At 46.1% G+C, this 23,844-nt stretch carries 19 protein-coding genes and 2 pseudogenes; 13 read left to right on the top strand and 8 right to left on the bottom strand.

Going from position 1 to position 23,844, the window contains the following annotated elements; genetic code table 11:
- The first annotated feature begins 69 nt into the window (after nucleotides 1–69).
- The 5 genes from argS to ACO0K1_RS17055 all read left to right on the top strand — a co-directional run bounded on the left by argS (nucleotide 70) and on the right by ACO0K1_RS17055 (nucleotide 4,989).
- A complete protein-coding gene (gene argS, locus ACO0K1_RS17075) occupies nucleotides 70–1,782 on the top strand; it encodes an arginine--tRNA ligase (RefSeq protein ID WP_423027892.1) in 1,713 nt (570 codons plus the stop codon).
- Between the two features lie 133 nt (nucleotides 1,783–1,915).
- A complete protein-coding gene (locus ACO0K1_RS17070; RefSeq protein ID WP_423027890.1) occupies nucleotides 1,916–2,599 on the top strand; it encodes an SPOR domain-containing protein in 684 nt (227 codons plus the stop codon).
- A gap of 16 nt (nucleotides 2,600–2,615) precedes the next feature.
- Nucleotides 2,616–3,329, top strand: coding sequence for a thiol:disulfide interchange protein DsbA/DsbL (locus ACO0K1_RS17065; protein ID WP_423027889.1), 714 nt, complete (start codon nucleotides 2,616–2,618; stop codon nucleotides 3,327–3,329).
- 68 nt (nucleotides 3,330–3,397) lie between these two features.
- A complete protein-coding gene (locus tag ACO0K1_RS17060) occupies nucleotides 3,398–4,183 on the top strand; it encodes an SDR family oxidoreductase (RefSeq protein WP_423027887.1) in 786 nt (261 codons plus the stop codon).
- Nucleotides 4,184–4,185: 2 nt separating this feature from the next.
- The gene (locus tag ACO0K1_RS17055) at nucleotides 4,186–4,989 is read left to right on the top strand and encodes a helical backbone metal receptor (RefSeq protein WP_423027885.1); all 804 of its coding nucleotides are present in this window, start codon (nucleotides 4,186–4,188) and stop codon (nucleotides 4,987–4,989) included.
- A 294-nt stretch (nucleotides 4,990–5,283) separates the two neighbouring features.
- Here the strand turns inward: ACO0K1_RS17055 and ACO0K1_RS17050 are convergent, their stop codons facing one another.
- From ACO0K1_RS17050 to ACO0K1_RS17025, 6 genes are all read right to left on the bottom strand, one after another.
- Nucleotides 5,284–5,703, bottom strand: a complete 420-nt coding sequence (locus tag ACO0K1_RS17050; protein ID WP_423027883.1) for a response regulator — start codon at nucleotides 5,701–5,703, stop codon at nucleotides 5,284–5,286.
- 27 nt (nucleotides 5,704–5,730) lie between these two features.
- The gene (locus ACO0K1_RS17045) at nucleotides 5,731–10,539 is read right to left on the bottom strand and encodes a response regulator (protein WP_423027881.1); all 4,809 of its coding nucleotides are present in this window, start codon (nucleotides 10,537–10,539) and stop codon (nucleotides 5,731–5,733) included.
- Between the two features lie 181 nt (nucleotides 10,540–10,720).
- The gene (locus ACO0K1_RS17040; RefSeq protein WP_423027904.1) at nucleotides 10,721–11,386 is read right to left on the bottom strand and encodes a methyl-accepting chemotaxis protein; all 666 of its coding nucleotides are present in this window, start codon (nucleotides 11,384–11,386) and stop codon (nucleotides 10,721–10,723) included.
- A gap of 786 nt (nucleotides 11,387–12,172) precedes the next feature.
- Nucleotides 12,173–13,066: a DMT family transporter gene (locus ACO0K1_RS17035; protein WP_423027902.1), complete on the bottom strand. Its 894-nt coding sequence runs from the start codon at nucleotides 13,064–13,066 to the stop codon at nucleotides 12,173–12,175.
- A 57-nt stretch (nucleotides 13,067–13,123) separates the two neighbouring features.
- Entirely contained in the window at nucleotides 13,124–13,903 is a 780-nt protein-coding gene (locus tag ACO0K1_RS17030; protein ID WP_423027879.1) for an alpha/beta fold hydrolase, read from the bottom strand.
- Nucleotides 13,900–14,910 (bottom strand): M14 family zinc carboxypeptidase, encoded by a 1,011-nt coding sequence (locus ACO0K1_RS17025; RefSeq protein ID WP_423027877.1) that lies wholly within the window; start codon nucleotides 14,908–14,910, stop codon nucleotides 13,900–13,902. Before ACO0K1_RS17025 ends, ACO0K1_RS17030 begins: the two co-directional genes overlap by 4 nt.
- 316 nt (nucleotides 14,911–15,226) lie before the next feature.
- Here ACO0K1_RS17025 and ACO0K1_RS17020 point away from each other — a divergent pair, with 316 nt between their 5' ends.
- Complete coding sequence (locus ACO0K1_RS17020) at nucleotides 15,227–15,502, top strand: hypothetical protein (RefSeq protein ID WP_423027875.1); 276 nt, start codon at nucleotides 15,227–15,229, stop codon at nucleotides 15,500–15,502.
- A 104-nt stretch (nucleotides 15,503–15,606) separates the two neighbouring features.
- Here the strand turns inward: ACO0K1_RS17020 and gshA are convergent, their stop codons facing one another.
- The gene (gene gshA / locus ACO0K1_RS17015) at nucleotides 15,607–17,199 is read right to left on the bottom strand and encodes a glutamate--cysteine ligase (protein WP_423027873.1); all 1,593 of its coding nucleotides are present in this window, start codon (nucleotides 17,197–17,199) and stop codon (nucleotides 15,607–15,609) included.
- Between the two features lie 300 nt (nucleotides 17,200–17,499).
- Between gshA and ACO0K1_RS17010 the strand changes: the two genes are divergently transcribed.
- The 7 genes and pseudogenes from ACO0K1_RS17010 to ACO0K1_RS16980 all read left to right on the top strand — a co-directional run bounded on the left by ACO0K1_RS17010 (nucleotide 17,500) and on the right by ACO0K1_RS16980 (nucleotide 22,691).
- On the top strand, nucleotides 17,500–17,892 hold the full coding sequence (locus tag ACO0K1_RS17010; RefSeq protein ID WP_423027871.1) for a VOC family protein: 393 nt from the start codon (nucleotides 17,500–17,502) through the stop codon (nucleotides 17,890–17,892).
- A gap of 46 nt (nucleotides 17,893–17,938) precedes the next feature.
- A complete protein-coding gene (locus ACO0K1_RS17005; protein ID WP_423027869.1) occupies nucleotides 17,939–18,688 on the top strand; it encodes an ABC transporter ATP-binding protein in 750 nt (249 codons plus the stop codon).
- Nucleotide 18,689: 1 nt separating this feature from the next.
- Nucleotides 18,690–20,243, top strand: coding sequence for a putative ABC transporter permease subunit (locus tag ACO0K1_RS17000; protein WP_423027867.1), 1,554 nt, complete (start codon nucleotides 18,690–18,692; stop codon nucleotides 20,241–20,243).
- A gap of 142 nt (nucleotides 20,244–20,385) precedes the next feature.
- Nucleotides 20,386–20,703 carry an NINE protein gene (locus ACO0K1_RS16995; protein ID WP_423027865.1) on the top strand — a complete coding sequence of 106 codons (318 nt, stop codon included), beginning with the start codon at nucleotides 20,386–20,388 and terminating at the stop codon, nucleotides 20,701–20,703.
- Between the two features lie 153 nt (nucleotides 20,704–20,856).
- Nucleotides 20,857–20,913: pseudogene (locus tag ACO0K1_RS16990) on the top strand (hypothetical protein); the annotation flags it as partial.
- Nucleotides 20,910–21,110 carry a DUF805 domain-containing protein gene (locus ACO0K1_RS16985; RefSeq protein WP_423027863.1) on the top strand — a complete coding sequence of 67 codons (201 nt, stop codon included), beginning with the start codon at nucleotides 20,910–20,912 and terminating at the stop codon, nucleotides 21,108–21,110. The pseudogene ACO0K1_RS16990 and the gene ACO0K1_RS16985, both read left to right, overlap by 4 nt.
- Nucleotides 21,111–21,596: 486 nt before the next feature.
- Nucleotides 21,597–22,691 carry a catalase family protein gene (locus ACO0K1_RS16980; protein WP_423027861.1) on the top strand — a complete coding sequence of 365 codons (1,095 nt, stop codon included), beginning with the start codon at nucleotides 21,597–21,599 and terminating at the stop codon, nucleotides 22,689–22,691.
- Nucleotides 22,692–22,858: 167 nt separating this feature from the next.
- On the opposite strand, the pseudogene ACO0K1_RS16975 reads toward ACO0K1_RS16980, so the two are convergent.
- Nucleotides 22,859–23,722: pseudogene (locus ACO0K1_RS16975) on the bottom strand (bifunctional aspartate transaminase/aspartate 4-decarboxylase); the annotation flags it as partial.
- Nucleotides 23,723–23,844 lie beyond the last annotated feature (122 nt).

Raw genomic sequence — 23,844 nt, 5'->3', positions numbered from 1 at the left:
GGGAGACAGTATAATGACCACTGTCCTTATTTTGATTTGTTGCGCGAAACGCAATGAAACCGATGCGCTATGTTAGCTGAACAAAAACAAGAAATTCTGAATTTACTAAAAAATGCGGTAATGCCGATCTTGGAAGAGAGCGATTTGTCTCCTACCATCCTCCTTGAGCGACCACGCGACCCCGCTCACGGTGATATAGCGTGCAATATCGCCATGCAGATTGCCAAACCTCTGCGCAAAAATCCACGCGAAATTGCGAATGCCATTGCAACGAATTTGCAGGCACAAAATAGTCCACTGATTTCAGCGGTGGAGATTGCCGGGCCTGGTTTTATCAATATTCGTGTTGCTACCGCCGCCAAACAAGCTGTTGTGAAAGCAGTGCTGCAGCAAGCTGCCAATTACGGTAAAAGTCAACGCGGCATCGGTCAAAAAGTCGTGGTGGAATTTGTTTCCGCTAATCCTACTGGGCCGTTGCACGTCGGGCATGGTCGTCAAGGTGCCTTAGGTGACGCTCTGGCCGCTTTGTTAGACATTCAGGGCTACGATGTCACTCGTGAATTTTATTATAACGATGCCGGCGTACAAATTGGCAATCTGGCATTATCGGTTCAGGCTCGGGCCAAAGGTCACGCGCCGGGTGATGCGGCATGGCCAGAGTCTGCTTACAATGGTGACTATATTGCAGAAATCGCCCGTGATTTCTTAGACAAAAAAACTGTCTCTGCCAGCAATGGGTCTCCAGTCACTGCAAATGGCGATGTCGACGATATTAATTCAATTCGTGAATTCAGCGTGACCTATCTACGTCGCGAACAAGATAGCGACCTGCAGGCTTTTGGTGTCAAATTTGATCATTATTATCTCGAAACATCTTTGTATGTCGATGGCAAAGTTGAATCGACGGTGAAGGCGCTCACAGCCGCAGGTAAGACCTACGAGCAAGACGGCGCATTATGGTTGCGGACGACCGAATATGGTGACGACAAAGACCGCGTGATGAAAAAGACTGACGGTACTTATACGTATTTTGTACCTGACGTTGCTTACCACGTGACTAAATGGGAACGTGGATATGGTCAGGCAATTAATATTCAAGGCAGTGACCATCACGGCACCATCGCGCGCGTCCGCGCCGGTTTGCAAGCGTTAAACGTTGGCATACCACAAGGCTATCCGGATTACGTGTTGCATAAAATGGTCACCGTCATGAAAGACGGTGCAGAGGTTAAAATTTCCAAACGTGCAGGGTCTTATGTCACTGTCCGCGATCTGATCGAGTGGTCAGGCAACGGTGATGTCGTCAAAGGTCGTGATGCAGTCCGCTTTTTCCTGATTTCACGGAAAGCAGATACCGAATTCGTGTTCGACGTTGACGTTGCCTTGGCGCAATCTGATGAAAATCCGGTTTACTATGTGCAGTACGCGCATGCTCGCATCTGTTCCGTTCTCGCACAATATGCGACGGACGAAGCGGGTTTCGCTCCGTTGACCGATGTTGATTTGTCGCCACTCGTTGCGCCGCGAGAAGCAAGTCTTTTGGCTAAACTAGCGGAATATCCAGAGGCTCTTGAACGGGCTTTGGATGAACTGGGTCCGCACCAGGTTGCTTTCTATCTGCGTGATTTGGCGGGTGAATTACACAGCTATTACAATGCAGAACGCGTGTTGGTCGATGATGAGGCCACCAAGTTGGCACGCTTAGCATTGATGCTGGCCACTCGCCAGGTAATACGTAATGGTTTAGCCTTGATCGGTGTATCAGCGCCAAATAAAATGTAATTTTTCAGCAAAACTGGTTGTCTCCGACGCTAAACCGCGTAAAGACACACAGTTTGTTGAGCAAGCGGTTTGATCGTAATCTCGTCTTGATCCAAGCATTTAAAACAGCGAAAACATTTTTTTACGGAGACGCATGAAATTTCATTATTCACGGCTTCCACGCCAACAGGGTAATACCTTAACCGGCTTGATTATTGGTCTGGTCATTGGTCTTGGTATTGCTGTTGCGGTGGCATTGCTGATTACTAAATCGTCAACCCCTTTTACCAATAAAGGGATCAAAACGGACAAGCCGGATCAACCAGTCACACAGTTGCAAGATCCGAACAAGCCTTTGTATGGAAATAAAGACGCTACCAAGGAAGCGGCAAAAGAATTTGCAAAAGATTCAAATGCACCGGTCAAAACGGCCGATCCTGCGCCAGTGCCTGCCACCGCTACCGCCACGCCAGCCACTGTAGCGCCGCCAGCAGCAAAGCCAGTTGAGGCGAAAGCGGATACTAAACCAGCCACGGATAAGACGGCGGCAGACAAGACTGAAAAATCACCAGATGTTGCCAAGACTGACGCGGCCGATGATAAGTACATTTACTTCTTGCAAGCCGGTGCTTTTAAAGATCAGGCTGATGCCGAGAGTGCGCGTGCCAAACTCGCGTTGGTTGGTTTTGAAGCGAAAGTCAGCGAAAAGACTTCGGATACAGGCACCATGTACCGCGTCCGGGTCGGACCATTTAATAATGCAGAAAGTATGAACAAAACTCGCACCAAATTGTCTGACAACGGTGTTGATGTTGCCGTAGTTCGAACTGTTAAGTAATTTTAAAGGAATAATAATGCGTTTATTTACTCAAATTCTTCGTAGTGCGTTGTTGTTGGGTTTAGGTTTGATGGCATCCGGTGCTGGTGCTTCGCCAGCAGCGCCGCAAAACGGTGCAGAGTACCGCGTATTGACGCGTCCACAGGGCACCGATAGTGGCAAAAAAATAGAAGTAGTTGAGTTCTTTGGTTACTTCTGCCCTCACTGCAATGCCTTAGAACCACAAATTGCAGCGTGGGTAAAAAAGCAAGGTGACAATATTGTTTTTAAACGTATTCACGTTGATTTCCATGATCTCGTTAGTCAACAAAAGCTGTATTTCACCTTAGAAGCGATGGGAAAAGTCGACGAATATCAATCCAAAGTGTTCACGGCATTTCACGTCGATCGGAATAGCTTGCGTACAGATGACGATGTCATGCGTTTTGTTGCTAAATCTGGCCTTGATAAACAGAAGTTTTCTGAAATTTATAACTCCGTCTTTTTTACCCAAAGCAAGTTGACGCGCGCTAAGCAGTTGATGGAAGCGTATCAAATTGATGGCGTACCAACGATTGCGGTAGACGGGCGTTTTGTTACTTCACCATCGCAAGCAGTTGCTTCTATGGGACGTGTGACTGAAGATGCGCAAAACGCTGCAGTATTACAAGTATTAGATGTCTTAGTCGCTAAAGCGCAAAAAGAAAAGGGAATTACAGCAACCTCTTCTGATGCTGCAAAAAAGAAGTAAGTCCGTGAATAATTAAATTGAATGAATCCGCCGTCTACTTTTACGGCGGATTTTTTTTATTGGCCATCATGAAAAATGTATTCATTACCGGAGCATCATCAGGCATAGGTGCTGCACTTGCGCAGGCCTATGCAGAGCAACGTGCAACTCTGGGATTACTGGCAAGGCGCAGAGAGCAACTTGAGCAATTACGCGCCAGCTTACCGCACCCCGAACGGCATCATATTTACGTTGTCGATGTCACTGATCACGATGCCCTGACCAATGCGGCGAAAGACTTTTTACAGCGATGCAATCAAGTGCATGTCGTCATTGCTAACGCGGGCATTTCTGTAGGAACCTTAACGGAACACCTTGAAGATCTACCCATGTTCGAACGCGTATTTCAAACCAATGTCACTTCGACAGTCGCCACGTTTGCGCCATTTATTGCCGCCATGAAGTTGTATGCAGACCACGAAGATTGTCGTTTGGTAGGAATCGGTAGCGTAGCAGGAATCCGGGGTTTACCTGGTGCAGAAGCGTATAGCGCATCGAAGGCAGCCGTGATTAGTTATTGTGAATCGTTGCGAGTGGAATTGAAAAAGTCAGGTATACGAGTGGTGACGATCGCCCCCGGCTACATTGACACGCCAATGACGCAGGTGAATACCTATCCTATGCCGTTTTTGATGCCAGTCAAAAAATTCGCTGTTCAAGCCTTACAGACGATCGATGCGGGTCGTTCGTACCGTGTGATCCCGTGGCAAATGGGTGTCGTGGCCAAATTACTGCGTTTGTTACCGAACCCGCTTTATGATTTTCTTTTTTCGCGTGCGCCGCACAAGGCTCGCGCGATTACCCTGGAAAAATAAGCATGTTACCTAAACAACCGCTGTTGGATGCCATTGGCCAGCAGCACACAGTTGCTCTCGATGCGAATACGCGCATCGTCAGTCTGGTGCCATCGATCACAGAATTATTGTGTGATCTGGGATTGGCACATTTGATTGTTGGTCGCACAGGATTTTGCATTCATCCCGCAGCGATGGTGAAGGCAATAGCAAAAATCGGCGGTACCAAAGATGTCAATATTGAAAAAATTCGGACCTTGGCACCTACGCACGTCATCGTCAACATTGATGAAAACGAAAAGCCAACAGTTGATATCTTAGCCGAATTTATTCCGCATGTGATTGTGACCCATCCACTAATGCCGTCGGATAATCCTGAATTATTTCGTTTGTTGGGACAAATTTTCCAGGCTGAAGAAGCTGCAGAAAAGCTCATTCAAGAATACGAATTGGCTAATGCAGAACTATCACAACATTCTTCTAATCCGCCTGAACGCGTGTTGTATTGCATCTGGCAAGATCCTTGGATGACCGTTTCCAGTGACACCTATATTGCGAATATGCTCAAGCAAATTGGTTGGACAACATGGGCACCAGCTGATGCAAAGCAAAGTTACCCGGTGTTTGAGTGGAGTGAAGAAACGCTACGTCCGATCGACCGGATCTTGCTGTCTACCGAACCATATCGCTTTAGCGAAACACACGTTGATGCCTTAGAAAAGCAGATTGGTAAACCGGTGCAATTAGTCGACGGCGAGATGCTGTCTTGGTACGGCAGTCGTGCGATCAGTGGTTTGCGCTACTTGAAACAATTAGCTCAAAATTGAATTTGGCAGCACAGTTCCGCTCGCGTAAAAACATGAATTATTACGTGTACTTTATTGTTAATTTGAAATTTATATCCGGTCATTAAATGACCGGTTTTGATTTTAGTTTTGATTTTATCTTTGAAATTGATCACGTGATCGAACTTCAAACTAAGAAAAACAGCATGTGTAGCCTAAGTGATTTCTGCGGTCGGTAATGAACGACGAAATGAGGTCAAAAAATATCCCTCTGTAAAAAACCAGAGGGATAACAGGGGAGGCAAAACAGGGGGTAATTGTAATAAGCTGAAACGCTTACGCTTTAACGACCATTTTCTCAATGGCAGCGAGTAGCGACTCTTTTTCCAATGGCTTTTCTAGCGTACCTAAGAAATGTTGACGTGCTAATTGCGCGACTAAAGATGCGGAATATAAAACCTTGGCACCTTGACCAGACATTAAGATCACACCGCCAGCATAATGGCGATCTCCCAATTTTTTCATGAATTCAAAGCCATCAATGTCTGGCATTTGTATGTCGCAAAGCAACAGGTCCGGTTTAGGATTACTGCGATCAAACAAAGCCAGGCCGATTTCACCACCTAAGGCTGTAGTGATTTTTTTGATTCCCAATTCTGTCAATAAATCGGAGACAAATTCAATTTGAAAATCGTCGTCATCTACAATCATTACATGTAAATCTTTAATATCTGCTACTTGAAAAGCGGAGTCCATTTTTTCACCTATAAATTACACATTGAGTTAATTCGTTTCTTGCGAGTCTTGCTTGAGTTTAATTTCCCATGCCATTTTCCAATCGATGAATTCCTGGGCAGCCATTGGCCGCGCGATAAAATATCCTTGGACTTCATCACAGCCGGAGCTTGCAATTAAATCCCAATCTTGTTGCTTCTCGACACCCTCAGCCACTAAATTCAGACGAAATATTTTTCCGAGTTGGATACTCGAACCGAGAATCGCCCTGGCGGCTTCATCTTTAGTTGCACCGTTGACGAAAGCGCGATCAACTTTAAGTTCCGTGACGGGTAATTGCTTGAGATTTTCCATTGTTGAAAAACCGGTACCAAAATCATCAATGGATAAACCAAAGCCCTTTAAACGGAGCCGGGTTAAGATTTCCAGACTCACAGTCAGATTTTCCATTAATCGACTTTCTGTCAATTCCAACGTGATGCGATTTGGTTCCACGCCAGCACTGCAAACAATACGTTCAAACTCTTCAGGCAAATCGAGTTGATCCAGGTCGTCCATCGAGACATTAACTGAGAGCTTGAAATCGTGGCCTTGTTGCAACCACAGTCCAAGCTGTCTTGATCCTTTCTTGAGAATCTCATGCGTCAAAACGTCGATCATACCGTGCGCTTCCATGACTGGTACAAAGGCACCCGGACCGATGATGCCGCGTTCACGGTGGCGCCAACGTGCCAGGCATTCGGCGCCAACTACTTGCTTATTAAAGACCGAAACTTTAGGTTGATAATAGACCTCGACACAGTCGTCGGCGACGCCTTGCTGCAATTCAGCGACCGTTAACACGGCTTCTTTTTTGTATTGAACGCGCTCAGGTCGAGAATGCTTTTGATGAACCAGTGCGAGCGCTAAGACGTCGGGCATTAAGGGTTTTTTAATTGCCGCCAATAAATTGAGTCCATATGCTTTGACCAAACTTTCAGCGGCTTTCAACAAATTATGATCGACACTACTGAGTAAAATCACGGAACCCGAATAACCTTGTTCGGCAACCAGGCGCAGGAAGGTAATTCCATCCATGCCATGCAGATGCAAATCGCAAATTAACATATCGGGGTTGTAGGTACGTATCATCGTTAAGGCTTGGCTGCCATCGATGCACGACATAATGCGAGTCACACCTAATTTACGTAAGACGGTACTCGCAATTTCTATATGGCTAGGATCGTCTTCCAGCACTAATACGTGCAAATCAGAATGAGAAACAGCTTGCACCGGTTCAGTGAGCGCATTTTGATTTTGCGTATTGGCTTGCACTTTGCCTTTCAGATATAAATCGACAAACGCTACAATTTTTTCGAACCACTCGTGCATTTCTTTGACAATTTCATTAGAACGATGCAGATCTGGTGTGATCTTCAATTGTTCCAGTTCATGGCAAAGATCTGCAAATTGGTTTGCGCCGACGGTACGGGCGCTCGATTTCAGACGATGTCCGAGCGCCGACAAGATAACCTGATCACCTGCCAGACAGGCTGCATCGAGTTCTTGTAGCCCTTTACGCGCGGAGTCAACAAATTTCCCGGCAAATTTTCCGATTTTTTCTGGCACAGCACCTAATTGCTTTTCAAGCACGCGTAAATCAATACATAAATTTTTATCGATATTGGTTGCAGGCGTCACTTCGTAATGTGCTGCAGGTTCATTGATTTCATGCGTGTTCGAGAGCCAGCGAGTGAGGGTGTGATACAACACTTCGGGCACGAAAGGTTTCGCCATAAAGTCGTTCATGCCGACACCTAAGCATTGGAGGCGATCTTCGTTCATGGCATTGGCAGTCATTGCAATGATAGGCAAGCGCGCAAATTTTTCCATGCTACGTAATTTGCGGGTTGCCTCCAGACCATCCATCACCGGCATTTGTATGTCCATCAAGACGCAGTCAACCGATTTTTTCTTTAAGATATCGATCGCTTGCTTGCCATTGCCTGCCAACAGAACTTGAAGTCCTGCTGCTTCGAGGAGTTCAGCGGCGATCTGTTGGTTGAACTGATTATCGTCAACCACTAACACGGTAAGTCCACCGCGTTCTTTTGACAATAATTGAAGCCGCATGTTATTGAGATCTTCAGTTCTTGCTTCAGGTAATACGGCGGCTTCTTTTGCAGCAGACAGATGAACTGTAAACCAGAAAGTGCTTCCTTTTCCTAGCTCGCTGCTGACGCCGACATCCCCGCCCATGAGCTTGGCAAGCTGTTTGCTGATCGCTAAACCGAGGCCAGTTCCTCCATATTTGCGTGTCGTTGAATTATCTGCTTGTTGAAACGAGCGAAATAATTTGCTTTGTTGCGCTGCGCTCATGCCGATTCCAGAGTCCTGGACTTCAAAGCGCACCAGCCAGCCATCGGCGGCATCATGCACTTTACGCACTCTGACAATAATTTCGCCTTGCTCCGTGAACTTGATCGCATTATTGGTGTAGTTAATCAAAATTTGGCTTAGGCGATGTGGGTCGCCATGCAAATGATTTGCCAGATCCTCGTCAACATCAAAATTCAATGAAACATTGCGACCGATGAGCTTATTGCTCATCATGCTTGAGAGATTATTTAAAATTTCTTCCAGCCAGAAATCCACTGCCTCAAGGGTCATTTTTCCAGCTTCGATTTTCGAGAAATCCAGGATGTCATTGACGATGTGGAGTAAGTGTTGACCGGAAAGTTGAATTTTCTTCAAATAGTCACGTTGCTTAGGGTCACTGGTCGCGGCCATCGCCAGGTAGGTCATTCCTAATACGCCGTTCATCGGTGTGCGTATTTCATGGCTCATATTGGCGATAAAGCTACTCTTTGCCTCATTTGCAGCTTCCGCCAATCGCTGCGCTTCGATGAGTTCGGCGGTGCGACTGGCCACTAAGTCTTCCAGGTGATGACGATGTTTATCCAGTTCTTCACCCAAGCGCTTTTTATCAGTAATGTCTTCTTGTACAGCAACGTAATGGCTGATCGTGCCATCTGGCTTGCGCAAAGGCGTGATGATCGCGTATTGAATGATCGGTGTGCCATTTTTACGCTTATTATGGAATTCACCTTTCCAAATATTTCCTTGTGAAATTACCGGAACTAAGGACGTTAAATGGTCGTTGATTTTTGATTCATCGCGAATTATTTTGGGATCTTGACCAAGGATTTCTTCTCGCGTGTAGCCAAAGGTTTTCAAAAAAGATTCGTTGACGTATTCAATGTGACGATTGACGTCGGTAATGATGATCGTTTCCGGACTTTGTTCCACGGCCAACGACAATTTGTGCAACTGCGTTTCCGCAATTTTTCGTTCAGTAATATCCTGAATCTGAAATACAAAGTGCAAAGCTTTGCCCGCTTTATCTCTCACAACACTGACGTTGAGCTGTGTCCATACATCTTGTTGTTGGCGGTTGAGATAGCGTTTTTCTAATTGAAAATTTTCCCGCTTTTTATTCACTATTTCGGAAATTAATTGTTGGTCAAAGCTTAAATCTTCTATTGGGGTAAATAGATCAAAACCCTGATGCAGAATGTCTGCTTCTGGCCAACCGAGCATGTCGCAAAAAGCATGATTTACTTTTAAAAATGACATGTCTAGCGCAACCAATGCCATTCCTATTGGTGACGCTACAAAAGTTTGTTCTAGTCGTTCTTCACTTTCGTGTCGGACGGCATCGGCTAACTTACGTTCTGTAATATCTTGGACGATTCCGGTTAATCGAACGACCCTGCCGCTGGCATTGATGATGCGATTTCCGGGGCGCGCCCAGATATAGCGCAGGCTTAAATCCGGCAAAATAATCCGGTATTCAAACGCTGATGCCAGACTATGTTTTTTAAATGTATCTTCTTGACGACTGATGATAATTTGTTGATCTTCTGGATGGACCGTATCAAAGATCATTTGCGCGATATTGCTGCCATATTGTGTTAAATCGCGTTGCCAGATACGTTGCATTTCGTCTGACCAAGTTACTTTGTTGATATCAGGTTCCCATACCCAATGGCCAACTTTGGCAAGATTCTCTGCTTCTCGTAGATCTAATTCACTTTGTCGTAGCGCTTCTTCTGCCCGTCTTTTTTCGGAAATATCTCGGGTGACCCCGAGCATCATCGTGTGGGCGTTGGCATTGTCACGAATCGGCACGGCATGTGTCTCTAACCAGCGATGAGTACCGCGGAACCCCGTAACTTCAAATTCTAATGTCCCGCTACTACCAGTTAAGACCGATTCGAATAATGCTTGAAATGTAGCCCGGTATTTTGGATTTACAAAAGAAAGCAGGGATCGTTGGCGGACTTCATCTATGTCTCTGACCTCCAGCATATCTAATCCAGCGGCATTCATTTCGAGTAAATGTCCGGCACGATCAATGACGCTGATACATTCAGGTTCGGCGTCAAAAATGGCCCGCAAGCGTTGTTCGCTGAGACGTAATTTTTCTTCGGCACCATGCTTGTAAAGTGCTAATTCGAGGCCCGCACGCAGTTCTCTGTCGGTAAATGGCTTGATGATGTAGCCAAACGCCTCTGATTCTTTGACACGGTTGAGAATTTCATCTTCCGATTGAGACGTCAGGAAGACGACTGGCAAGCCCAGTTCGGTATGTATGGCATGCGCTGCCGCAATCCCGTCAAGCTTGCCAGCAAGCATAATATCCATTAACACGATGTCGGGCTGCAGTTTGTGGGCAAGCTGGATTGCTTCCTCGCCATAACCGGTAGCGGCGATCGCCAGATAACCCAGTATCTCCAGCTTGATCTGGATTTGCAAAGAGACTAATTCATCATCTTCGACGACCAGTACCTTAGATTTTTGTTGAGGTGAAAGCATTCTTTACTCCACAGCACAAATAGCATAGAACGGCAAACGATTGCCAGTCCTGTGCCTAAGGACGGATTCAAACTCGATTGCAATAATCCGTTATCTGTTTTACTTCAAAAAAACTGATGACGCCTTTGATTGATTTTTGACTCTTTTTTGATTGAATCAGTGATTATTGAGAATTCGCAATTTAGAAAAAGGTTATTTCAGACTCTTTGTTTGCACTGGCTTGGCCGTCGTTGCCGTGATTGCGGTATTCATCGTGCATGGTATAAGTTTTCTGTAGTTCTTCGAGCCATTGCCGGGTTGTTGGCAGCTCAGTTTGATCGGCAAAAGCAACGTTATCCTGCAATTTGTTAATATCATTGTGAATCACATCAAGAACCTGAGAAATGCGATCCTGAAATTGTAAGCTGACGAGCAACTCCTCAACGTTGCCACGGATGATATTCCCGTGCTCGCGCATTAGTTTCGCAGAATCACCCATCGTTTCAACGTGAGACAATACGTCGCGAACTACGGCGCCAGAAATTTCCAGAACTTTACTATCGTGAATGGACGCGTGGTCGGCAGTTGCTAGCGCAGTTTTCATCACACTGGACACATTTTTGACTCGTTCGCCCATTCGTTTGCCGGTTTCAGCAGACATTTGAGATAATTTGCGTACTTCCCCGGCAACCACTGCAAAGCCTCGACCATGTTCACCTACGCGGGCTGCTTCGATGGCCGCATTGATCGCTAATAGGTTAGTTTGCGCAGCAATTTGACCGACTTCTTGCGCCATTGTGTTTAATTCGGTGGTGGATGCCGCTAAATCACGGATGCAAAGCAGTAACTCATCTTTGCTCTGTATCATTTTCCCGAGAGAATCAATAACCGGTGTCAATTCTTTTTTGCACAACTGCAACAAAGTGATGGTGGCATCTGCATCTCGCGATTGATTCAGATCACCGACGCTACCAAAACCTGCGGCATCAAATGCATTGACCATTGAAGAAAAACTACGAATCAATTCGTCGGCCGCAGTCTCGGTTTGTTCTTTGACCGACACCACATGCGCGCTCCAAAGTGGTAACACATGATGTAACAAGTTTGGTAATTCACGAACGGTTTCTGAGTCTTGCGAAGTCTCTGTTTGATCTATGTTTTCTGCTTGATCAGCACGAGTGCGTATTAATTTCCATCCCAGATATATCCCAGTACTAAGAATAAAGAGCGCGGCAAGTATATGGCTAACACTGACGTTATCCCAAAGCAATGCGACAGTGCTAACGAGCAGCAGCAAAAAAGAGATGAGCAAATCGCTGTTTGTACGAAGAGAAAAATTCTGCATGTTACATATCCCAATTGAATTGCGCCATGGACCTCAAAATCTTAAGACAAAAGTAACATTGTTAAGTAAAGTTAATAATTAGCTTCTATTTTGGACGGATTTAAATTAAAAGCAATGGTTTTGTTATAAAAATGTGTACTTTTTTGCCACAATATAACTTTTTCAGGGGAAATAAAAATGAATAAAAAAAGGTTTTTTTCATTGAAATTTATTTTTTTGTGCTTTTCTGCTGCTGAAACAATTTGAAAAAATGGATGTCGCCAGCACTAGAGAAGACTTTTCAAACCTTGTAGTTTGCTTTAGTTTAGGTTATCGATTGGTGAGTAAGACGCCAGTAACGACTAGCACGCCGCCAAGCACCATAGAAATCAACAGGGGTTCACCGAGCATCCATGTGCCGAAACCTATACCAAATACGGGAACCAGATTGTTAAATACCGCAGTGCGCGCCGGACCGATCGCTTTGACGCCTTCGTAATACCAGACGAAACCGATGACCGTGCCAAACGCACCCAGATAGATCAATGCCCCCATCACCTGCCACGTCAAGTGACTTAATTCAAACTTTGTGACTTCAGTCGCTGCGCCACAAAGCAAAAGTAGTAGTCCCCATAAAGACGCATAAGTCGTCGCAGCGATTGGCGTTAAGCCTTTCAAGGCATGCCGTCCAATAATCGTATAGGCTGCCCACGCACAAATTGCACACAACATGAATAGTTCACCCTTGCCTATTGATTGTGAGACATCTTGCCACGCACCCAGGAGGTCGCCTCGCGTAATGACCACTGCAGCGCCAACGAAGGCGATGACAATACCGAACCAGCGACGTATGCCCAAACGTTCTCCAAATAAAACAGATAGGAGTACCGCGGTCACAATAGGATTTAGCGCGACAAATAAAGCAGTTCGACCGGCAGGCATGCTTTCTAATGCTGAAAAAAAGCAAATGTTATACAAAAAGATGCCAGTTGCGCCTAAGGCAAAAGTCGCATGTAATTGTTGCCGGTTAAGTTTAGGTAAACCACCTTCAAGTTTCCAGGCTAAAGGCAATAACAACGCACATGCCACCAAGAAACGTAATGCGGCAGCAATCATGTGGGGAATTTGTGGGGCGACGATGCGTCCGGCAATAAAGGTGCCGCCCCAGAACATCGCGACAGCAAGGAGTTTAAGATAAGTGGTGGCCGATACTTTTTGCACGATATGATTTGACGCTATAAAGCATAAAAGATTACACCATCTTGAATTTGAGTGCAGAACTCAAATGAGATGCATTGAACTGGGCTTACCTTCGTCGCGCAACCAGCGTTGAATCTGTGCGATGATCCACGCGCCATCGTCTAATGGCAAATCGTGCCCGGCAAGTGGATGTACAAGCAAAGGACAGTGCCACTTGGCGGCGAGTAAAGTAGAACAAATTGGATTCACTAAGCGATCCGCAGCACCCGCTAACAGCAGGATCTGGTCTTGCGGTGCCTGTGCAGGTGCCTGATAGCGCATGGCGGCCATAAGCTGGCGGACAATGTTGCGGCGAGTGATCGGATATTGATTTGCGTAATCAATCCATGCCTGAACGATCATTTTTGCAGCGGCAGAAGATGTCTGGTTGCTGGTAAGGTCGCAAACGAGCTGTTCCCGTTGTCGCACGTTTCCAAATAACATGGTGCCCAATAAGCGCGGATAATTGCTCGGGCGCAAGCGTTGATAGAAACGATTATGTGGTGCGAGACTAGTGTTAATCAACACCATTCGTTGCACTTCTTGCGGATAGGTCTGTGCCCAGGCAACGGCAACCATCGCACCTAAAGAAATGGCGAGCAGGCGAATATTACCGGGCAAGTTACGCGCATTAACCTGCACACGCGCAGCTTCCAGCATACCTTGGATTGTGCTGGCGCTGGCTTGCTGATGACATTCACCATTGCCAGGAAAATCGATCGTAATCACTTCTTCGTCTGGAAAAGCAGATTCAAAGGTGTTTAAAAAATCACCCCAGTGCCTTTTTTCACGCATAAGGCCGCGCAACAAAACCCAGGTCATGGTCGGTACCAGCGCGCCACTGCGCGTTCTTGCAGACGTAGGCGAGTTGGCCCTTGCGCTATCCATTCACGATGTCCGCAGGTCGCACGCATCAGAAAATCGAGCCATGACATATGCCGTCGAAGCACCCGGTGCAGACGGTGTTCTGCCACCGGATTAAACATGCCATGGCGTGAAAATAGCTGGCGAGGATTTTTCTTTACCCAAATCCATGATCCCATTTCCAGGGTCAGCGGTAAAAAAGTATTCGCCGGACTTTGTGCCGCCTGCAAATATAAATAATCCCATACATCGCCATGCGTCTGATATTGCAAACTTTGGGGCTCAAACAAATAATGATGATTTGGGTGTGTCTGTTGGAACAGTTCTTCCAGTGCTAAGATATCCGCCAGATGTGGAATGGGATGAACGCTATGTGCATGTGGGAACCATATTCGATCACGTAAGCCAAATCCGGAATGACAGTCGATGGCCAGACTAAAACGTCGGGATAATAATTCCTCGGAAACAGTGCGACATAAAGCCAGATTTTCAACTTCCATGTCGGCGCCTTCGGGGCCGCGGTACCAAGGCAAGTGGCGGCTATAGCGGTGCCCACCGAGCAAAAAAGGAACCTTATCCGTCGCTTGCACCGGCGCATTACGCATCAGGTCAACCCCATTCGGGTTGCTGCGCGTTGTCTGCCACATTCCACCGGGATTAATCAAAGGCATGAAGACCAACCTGACTTCTTGCAACATATGTTGCAAGCCCTTATCCCACGCCAGACGAGAGATAAGTCCGCGCAAAAAGGAGAGCAAAACCTGCGTTCCTATCCGTTCCAGACCGTGTATTCCACCAAAAAAACCGATAGCAGGCACATCTGGGTCAGGATTTCCTAATGCCAGTTTATAAACCGGAAAGCGCTTATGCTGGACGTCCACCTCACACATGACATCGACTTCAAGGTGTGGGTGCCCAAGCTTAATGATACGTTCTAATTCTCGTAATTCAGGCAATGCTGGCATGGATGGTTACACAAGAAATTAAACCTGATCATGCTATTGGAGCCAGCCTCAGAAAGCAAGAAATTCGGTTGTGAAACAGCAATGAAACGATGAATGGCCTGTTTTTAAGTTGTATCCATGGTCGCGCGTCACCATTTTCAAATTTATATGCTTTAATACAACTCGTAATGACACATAATGATCCGGAGCGTCAGTGTTAATCTCGGTTCGAATGTAGGTTCGGATCACGTTAAGCTTTGCTGAGGCTACTTTGTCCGGCGCTGGAAGAATGGTGACGTGATCGTCAGCAAGTATTTAGATCAATTACAGGTGTGTAATGAATAATCTCAAAATTGATGAAGCAATGGCTTATGTGCGCAGGCTTGCGGCGAAAAATAATGGTGAAGTGCCAGATTGGAGTAAATACGAAGATTTGTTGAAGGAACACCTCAAAGATCCGTTCAATCTGAAGTTCAAAATGCCCAAGGAATATTACTATGCTTATTTACGTGGTAAAAATATGAGCCATGATGAGGCTTTGGAACGGATGGGGCTAGCACCAAAAACGAAAGCCAAACCAGTCAAAAAGAAAAGTTTCTGGCAATTTTGGTAAATTAGACCTTTGCGGCATTCGTCATGAATCAAACTGAAAGAAAGCCGATTGCTGCCATAAGCTTATAGACAGCAATCAATTCAGTTGGAGTAGCTCTATAACCTTTAATTTTCGCAGCAAATCTGGCTGGAAGTACGTGAACGATAATCGGCAATAAATTCGTCGAACGTGCCACTTTGCGATGCTTCCATGGCTTCTTGTTCTGCGATCGATACTTGTGTCAGGTGTTCGAAATAAGCCTGATCATCGGCGTTCAGTGGACGAGCGCGGAATTGCGACGCTAACGCTGCGCTCTGTTTCAAAGCGAATTGTGTAAATGAGCCATTTTCAGCGTGAATTGCCTTTAACACTTGTGCAGAAGGCGTGAGCTCACTATCCAGCAATTTTTCTTTTTGCACTTGCATGGAACGCGCATATTGAGCGTCACCACGTTGATTGTCCAGTAAGGCAGCAAGCGGTGCAATCTTTTCTAGTAATTCCAGCCCCCACGCTTGTAGTGCGATTGCCTTACCCGCTTTTGTCAGCATCAGGCCGGGACGCCGGCCTTCTTTCACGGCGAGCGCGAAGTTATTAGTATTTTCCAGGCCTTCTTCATTGTTGGTGAGCGGACTTTCGTCCAGAGCGCAGAATAACAGGAAGGCATCCAGAAAACGCGAGGTTTCCAGATTGATTCCTAGTGGATCAAATGGATTGACGTCCATGCAACGTACTTCCACATATTGCACGCCGCGTGCACACAAAGCCTCAATCGGACGTTCGCCGCTGCGTATTACGCGTTTTGGGCGAATCGTCGCATAGAATTCATTTTCAATTTGCAACACGTTGGTATTGATTTGCACCCACTCGCCGTTGATATTGGTACCGATTTTTTCATACGCGGGATAAGGCATGCGCACCGCAATTGACAAGCTGCGCATATATTCCATCAGGTTGTTGTAGGGCGGTACTAAACCATCCTGTGCATTATTCTGGTAGCCGAGGTCGCTCATACGCAAACTGGTCGCATATGGGAGATACAGTGTATCAGCGGACAAGGTTTCTAATTGGTGCGGACGACCCCGCAGAAACGACGTTGTTAATGCTGGTGAGGCCCCAAATAAATACATCAGTAACCAACTGTAACGCTTAAAGTTACGGATCATCGCGATGTAGTTTTCGGATTGCACATCCATCCCATCACCTGGCGTATTTTCGGCCTGTTGTAAGGCTTTCCAGATATCTTCAGAAAGTGAATAGTTGTAATGAATGCCGGCGATACATTGCATACTTTTACCGTAGCGCAATGCCAGGCCACGTCGATAAACGTGTTTAATCATTCCTATATGTGACTTGCCATACCAAGCGATTGCAATCTCATTTTCATCTGGCAAAGGGCAAGGCATGGATTGACTCCACAACATTTCGTCCCCTAATTTGCTGTAGGCAAAGCGGTGAATTTTGTCTAATTTGTCTAAGGCTTCGGCGATGTCAGGTGTCGCTGGCGTAATAAATTCGAGGAGCGCTTCGGCATAATCTGTCGTGATTTCGGGATGCGTTAAAGTTGCTCCGAGGGTAGACGGATGATCTCGGCGGGAAAGTTGCCCCTTCGCATCTACTCGCAAGGTTTCGCGCTCGATACCTCGTAAACCTTGTCCAAGCAAGGGACGATATTGATCGCTATCGAGTAGTGCAAGACGTTGATTTAACAAATTACTCACTGAATTTCCTTCAGAATATGATGTCGACGCTTTGAAGCAAGACGTAAATTTGGAGCAAGCATAGCCGAAATTTGCATTTGACATCGGGAACCAGTTCAATTTGTGTGCCGGTCGTCAAATTGATTCATTACACTAAGGTCTCAAGCGCCCAACAAATTGCATCAAATAATTAATTTTTTGGTAATATTCATCTGCTTTTACCGTCGCATCACCGACGGCGCGATTGTAGAATGAATTAATGTCAGGCGTGTTTCTTGTTGCTTTTCAGCGTTAAATTGCGAGCCTTTTCAGGAGTGAAAGATGAAATTTGGATACACCATTGTTTATGTCCCTGATGTTGCTGCATCGCTGACATTTTTCGAAACAGCCTTTGGCTTACAACGACGATTTTTGCATGAATCAGGTATGTATGGGGAGCTGGAAACAGGTGCCACAGCGTTGGCGTTTGCCGCACATGAGATGGGGGAACTGAATTACCACGGTGGCCATGTCGCGGCCCATAGCTCGACACAACCGTTGGGGTTTGAAGTTGCGCTGGTTACCGATGATGTCGCTCATGCACATGCGCATGCTGTGGCCAGCGGTGCAGTCGAGTTGGCCGCTCCCGCACAAAAGCCATGGGGACAAGTCGTCTCGTATGTCCGGACCCCAGACGGTATTCTGGTCGAACTTTGTACGCCGATTACCGCTTAGGGTTTTCAGTCTAGGTCGTTTTGAGTGGAATATTGAGAGAATATTTATGCATGAGGCAGCATTAGAATTATTGGATTTAAACAAGAGTTTTGGTCGGCCGGCGGTCGATCATCTCAGTTTATCGGTTAACAAAGGGGAACTCTACGCCTTACTTGGCCCCAATGGTGCTGGCAAAACGACGACCCTGCGCATGGTTGCAGGATTGCTCCTGCCGGACAGCGGCAGTATAAAAATTTTAGGGCAAGATTTATTGCGAAATCCTGCTGCTGCAAAGCAGAAGCTCGCCTATTTGCCCGACGATCCTATGCTGTATAACAAACTCAAACCATTTGAATATCTGGAATTTGTCGCGGGGTTGTGGGGTATGCCTCCTGACGCCGCGCAGAAAAAAGCTGTTGAGTTGTTGGAGTGGCTGGATTTAAGTCAGCATGCCGATGAGCTGACTGAAGGTTTTTCACGAGGCATGAAGCAAAAGCTGGCATTGGCAGGTGCTTTAATTCATCAGCCAGAATTAATCATCCTTGATGAACCTCTGACTGGTTTGGACGCCGCCGCCGCGCGCCAGGTAAAAGACTTATTGTTGGCGCATGTAGCGCAAGGCGGTACCGTGATCCTCACAACACATATCCTGGAAGTGGCGGAACGCATGGCGCAGCGTATTGGCATCATTCAACATGGTAAATTGATCGCGCAAGGCAGTTTGGATGAATTGCGTAGTTTGGCGCACCAGGATGATCAAGGACAGCCTGTGGCGACATTGGAGCAGGTATTTTTGCAATTAACTGAAGCTGCCTGATATGCGATTTTTTCAATTCACTCCCGGCAGTTTTTGGTGGCTGCTATCGCATGAATTACGCTTGTTCTTTTATGAGATGGGTGATGCCTCCAAGGCATCTGCAAAATCGAAAAAGACTGCACGCGGGATGTCATTGAAAACCAAGTTGTTGTTGGCGATTGTTTGGGTTGGAATGCACGTTTTGGTGTGGTCTATGCTGGAGGACATGCCGATGTTGTCTCAGCCTCAGTCTGTCATTGTGTTTTGGGCGACGAGTTTTGTGTTGTTGTTGATCAGCACATTCATGTTGTCGTCGGCTCTCAATCGCAGTGTCAAGGCATTGTTCGAACGTGGTGACCTCGATTTGCTTTTGTCGTCGCCAATGAACACGCAAACGATCTTCACCGTCAGACTGACCGCAATTGTGGTCGGTGTGTTGGCGGTGTATGTATTCTTTTTGTCGCCCGTCATTAATGTTGCTGCTTTCCTTGGTACGGCGGGTCGCCTCAATGCCTATCCGGTTTTATGTGGCATGGCGATGCTGGTTGTGTCGGCTGCCATGTTGTTGACGTTGAGTTTAGTGAAGTTGATTGGTGTAAAGCGAACCCATACCGTGGCCTATTTGTTAGGGGCACTCAGTGGGGCAGCATTTTTTTTGATGACGCAGATTTTTTCGCATCTGGGTGATGGTTCCCGTGAAGCTGTTTTGGCGAGCGTTTTTTCGTTGATGGATGAGCACCAACTTTTGACAGAGACGAGTTGGCTATTGATCCCTGCGCGCGCCGTTTTTGGTATCGGCGATGGCGCGGTGGTGATTTTCGCTTGCGGTTTGCTGGTCTGTTGGATGACGGCCAGATACACGCACCAATTTTTTGTGCGGGGTGTACAGCAAGCAAGTAGTGTGTCAGTGCCCCCAGCGTCTGTCGCTGGAGCATTCAAGCCTCCGCGTTTTCGGCGAGGCGTCTGGCCGGCTATTTTTATCAAAGAATGGCGTTTGCTTTTACGTGATATCGAGCTACTTTCACAGATTTGTCTGCAGATGCTGTATATGTTGCCACTGTTCTTTGTTATTTTTAAAGATGGTGCGATGCTTCCTGGCGTGGTAGCTGGGCTCACGTATCTGACGATCTCTTTAAGTGGTTCATTAATATGGGTCATTGTGTCGGCAGAAGACATGCCAGATCTTTTACAATGCGCACCTGTGCCAGCGGTTCAGATTCGTCTTGCTAAACTGGCAGCCGCAATTCTGCCCGTAGGCTTACTTTTGACGCCCGCAGTAATCTGGCTATGTGCTCGTGACTATGCGTTAGGGTTGACGTTGGCCATGACTAGTCTGGGAGGCGTTATTTGTACAGCCTTGCTCTACCAATGGTTAAGCAAACCTATGACGCGTGATCGGTTTAAGCAGCGCGGACAGGGGAATCTCGTGCCAGTATTTCTTGAGACATTGAATGGCCTGTCGTGGACAGCCATCGCTGCTGGTCTCCTCCCTGCCGGTCGATGGGGCTGGTTTGGTGTGGTTGGCGCCGGACTCGTGTTGCTGCTAGCCTGGATGTTACGACTGAAACCAAATTGAGTCTGACTCAAGAATAGAAATTGTATTTTTTTGCTACAAATGTATATATTCTTTCGATTATGTTTGGGAACGCAAGGTGCTTGATACCGTGGTGGTTATTCTAAAAAAAAACCGATATTTATTAACTAAAGGGGCAAAGATAATGAGTGAAACTTCGCAGATGATTTATTGCCGTGCTTGCGGTAAGCAATTGCACATTAGTGCTACGTCTTGTCCTGGATGCGGCGCAACTCAGGTGCCACCTAGCGCGTCAGATAAGCGCATCTTGCCAGCAATGTTGTTATGTTTCTTTTTTGGTTTTCTTGGCGTTCATCGATTTTATGTCGGCAAGATTGGTACGGGTATACTGCAATTATTGACGTTTGGTGGTTTAGGAATATGGGCATTTATCGACTTCATTATGATTGTTGTCAGTGCATTTACTGACGCTGAAGGCAATAAAATTACGCAATGGACATGAGCTCTGAATCAACATGTTTGTGGTGCACCACGACTATCTTAAACTCTTTGCTTGCGGGAGAAAATGCGTAAGAATTTTCAGAGCGCCATCAAAACTTGCTTCAATAAATAGGCAGATTTCGAAGGTCGGGCATTACTTTCAGAGTTCTGGTGGTTCGTGCTGTTTGCAATATTGGCTGGCTTTGCTGCATCGATAGTGAGTTCAAAATGAGTTATTTTGTTCGAATTAGCGATTTTTACCCTCTATTGCTGCAACAGCGCGCAGGTTGCATGATACGGTTGCATGATACGAATCGTAGTGGTTGGATGCAGTTGATCGCCCTCGTCCCCGTACTCGGGATTGTTATCCTGCTTGTATTCCTCGCGCAGGAAACCGTCGTTGATAATAATGAGGTAGTCAGCCCGTAAACCCCAAAGATATGCCTATGCCTTCATATTGCTTCATTGTAACGATTGGCCGCGATGTTATGCGGCTTTTCGCTTTACCTGAGTTGTTTTCTTTTGTCCGCAGTCCCGGTTATTAATAGTTAAGCGGAGATTGTTGAAGACACTATCCCGCAATGCAGAATAGTGATATAAATTAATAATATTGCTACATTATGTAATATTTAACAATGAACATAAAGAACATGTTACTTTGACGCTGATACAAATTAATTTGCGTAAGTGCAACGGCAAAAATTGCTTGTCAATTTAGACATGTGTAAAATATTACCTGTTTTGAAACAAAAGTTACTACCATCTAATCGCATCATCGGTTTTACAAGACCACTCTAGCGGCGTTAATGCTTCCGCTGGATCAAAATAATGGCATCGGCCAAGTGTTGTTGGAACACAGTAGCGTCATTTAACGATTAAAACCACGATCGAAACAAAGCGTGAAGAGGAAAATCTATGGCGTCACCTTTACCACTCGCAACCGAAAAAATTCCGCCAGAGGAAATTAAATACGTTCGGGATTTGCGCAAACGTTTACAGGCAAAAATAGCCAAAGAATACCCGAAAGGCATTATGCGCCGGGATGCGCATCCAAAAATGCATGGGCTGGTGCGCGCCTATTTTATCGTCGAGCCCGATTTGCCACCTGAATTGCGGGTGGGCGTATTCAAAGAAAATCGTCGCTACAAAGCATGGATACGTTTCTCAAACCAAAACGGTACGATACAGGCAGATATTAAACCCGATATTCGCGGCATGGCGATCAAACTCATGGGTGTGCCCGGTAAAAAATTATTAGAAGCCGAGCAAGATGCTCAAACACATGATTTCATACTGATCAGTACCGATGTTTTCGTGACCAGAGATGTGAAAGAGTTTGCTGAGTTGATAAAAGCATTTACCTCAGGCGCCCTGTCTGCGCTGTGGTTCTTCATGACGCACTGGCGCGCCGCCTATAATCTTTGGCATTCAATGCTCAAATTTGCCAATCCTCTGCATATTAGTTACTTCAGTACGACACCTTATTTATTCGGCGATAAGGCAGTTAAATACGCTGTCGTTCCTAGTACTCAAGTCATCGATACGTTACCAGCACAACCAAAAGCAAATTTTTTACGTGATGCGATGGTTGCACAGCTTTCACACGAAGATGCGGTATTTGACTTTAATATTCAGATTCAAACTGATGCCGAGCAAATGCCAATTGAAGATCCCGGTAAATTGTGGCCAGAGTCTCTATCTCCTTACCGAAAAGTTGCAACCATACGAATACCGCGACAAAATTTTCATAGCGAAATGCAACGAGAGTATGGCGAGAATATGTCTTTTTCACCTTGGCACGCGTTACCTGAGCATCGCCCTTTAGGGGGAATCAACCGTGCGCGCAAGGTGGTCTATGATGCGATCTCTAAATTTCGTCATGAACACAATCACGTCCAGCGTGAAGAACCAACCTCGTGGGAAATTCCTGGCATGGATTTAAGCGAACAACAAAATCAGAATAGTCGTTTCCAATGGGGAAACACAACGACATTTCAGATTAACGAATGAGTAGCGTTTGGTATGCATCAAACCAGAGGTTAGTTGCGTATTAAAGTTCGGCCCTGCATTGCTGGCAATTCGTATCAATGAAGCTGAAGTCCCTCTGAATTTCTTCAACAACAAACTCGCTGTCATGAAAAAGCGGTCTTGCAATGCAACGCAAGACCGCATGGTGTTTATTTCTTACCGGCCTTTTTTGGTGCTTTTTCTGACTTCGCTAATTTCGGTGCAGAGGACTTTGCTTTGCTTTGTTCTTTCATAAAAATGTCGTAATACTCGGTCGCCATTTTACGAATCGCCTTGCCGATATTTGCATAGTCATACTCATTCAAATTCGCAAGTGAAACCCGGCCAGACGCATTGGTAGTGCCGAAACCTTTTCCAGGTAAGAGAATCACACCGGTTTCCTCGGCCAAACGGAACAGTGCCTCGTTTGGCTTCATTTTTTTCAATTACCACTGAGCGAACGCTTTACCGTGCATTTGTTCGGCAAGCGTTTCCATATCCAGTAAATGATAATAACGTACTGAATTTGGATCATGTGGCATCGGCAAACCGAGTGCACGATAGAGAGCTTGCTTACGCCGCAACACAATGCTCTTCATCTCGGCTTTATAGCTACCAGCCTCATCCATCAATGAGAACAAAGAGAACAATGTCATCTGTGCCTGCACGGGTGTTGACAGGCCCGCTGTGTGGTTCAATGCGACGGTACGGCTATCGGCAACTAAGCGGTCAATGAATTTTAATTTACGTGGTTCTGTCGTGATGGAGTGATAGCGAGTATCAAGCTGCTTGCGCAGTGGCTCAGGTAAATTCGCAATCTTTTCATCGAGAATATTATTCTCATGCGTGGCGACGACACCCATCCGCCAGCCCGTCGCTCCGAAATATTTTGAAAATGAGTAAACGAGGATCGTGTTGTACGGACACAGCGCAAATAAGGAGACAAAGTCATCGGCAAATGTTGCGTACACATCATCGGTCAGAATAATCGGATCCGGGCGCTTTTTGACAATTTCGACGATATAAGCCAGCGCGAGTTCAACTATGAAGTGCAACTGAAGATAAATGGTTAAAGGTGGGAAGATGCAGTAGCATCCGGCCTTCCAGACCTCCAAGTCAAAGTTGCCCGAAATGACATACACACATCTTACCCAAG

Origin of the sequence: Undibacterium sp. SXout20W (assembly GCF_049340285.1) — a bacterium.
Classification (GTDB): domain Bacteria; phylum Pseudomonadota; class Gammaproteobacteria; order Burkholderiales; family Burkholderiaceae_D; genus Undibacterium.
Note: the sequence above shows the minus strand (reverse complement) of the source record. Positions and strands in the feature narration are given on the sequence as shown.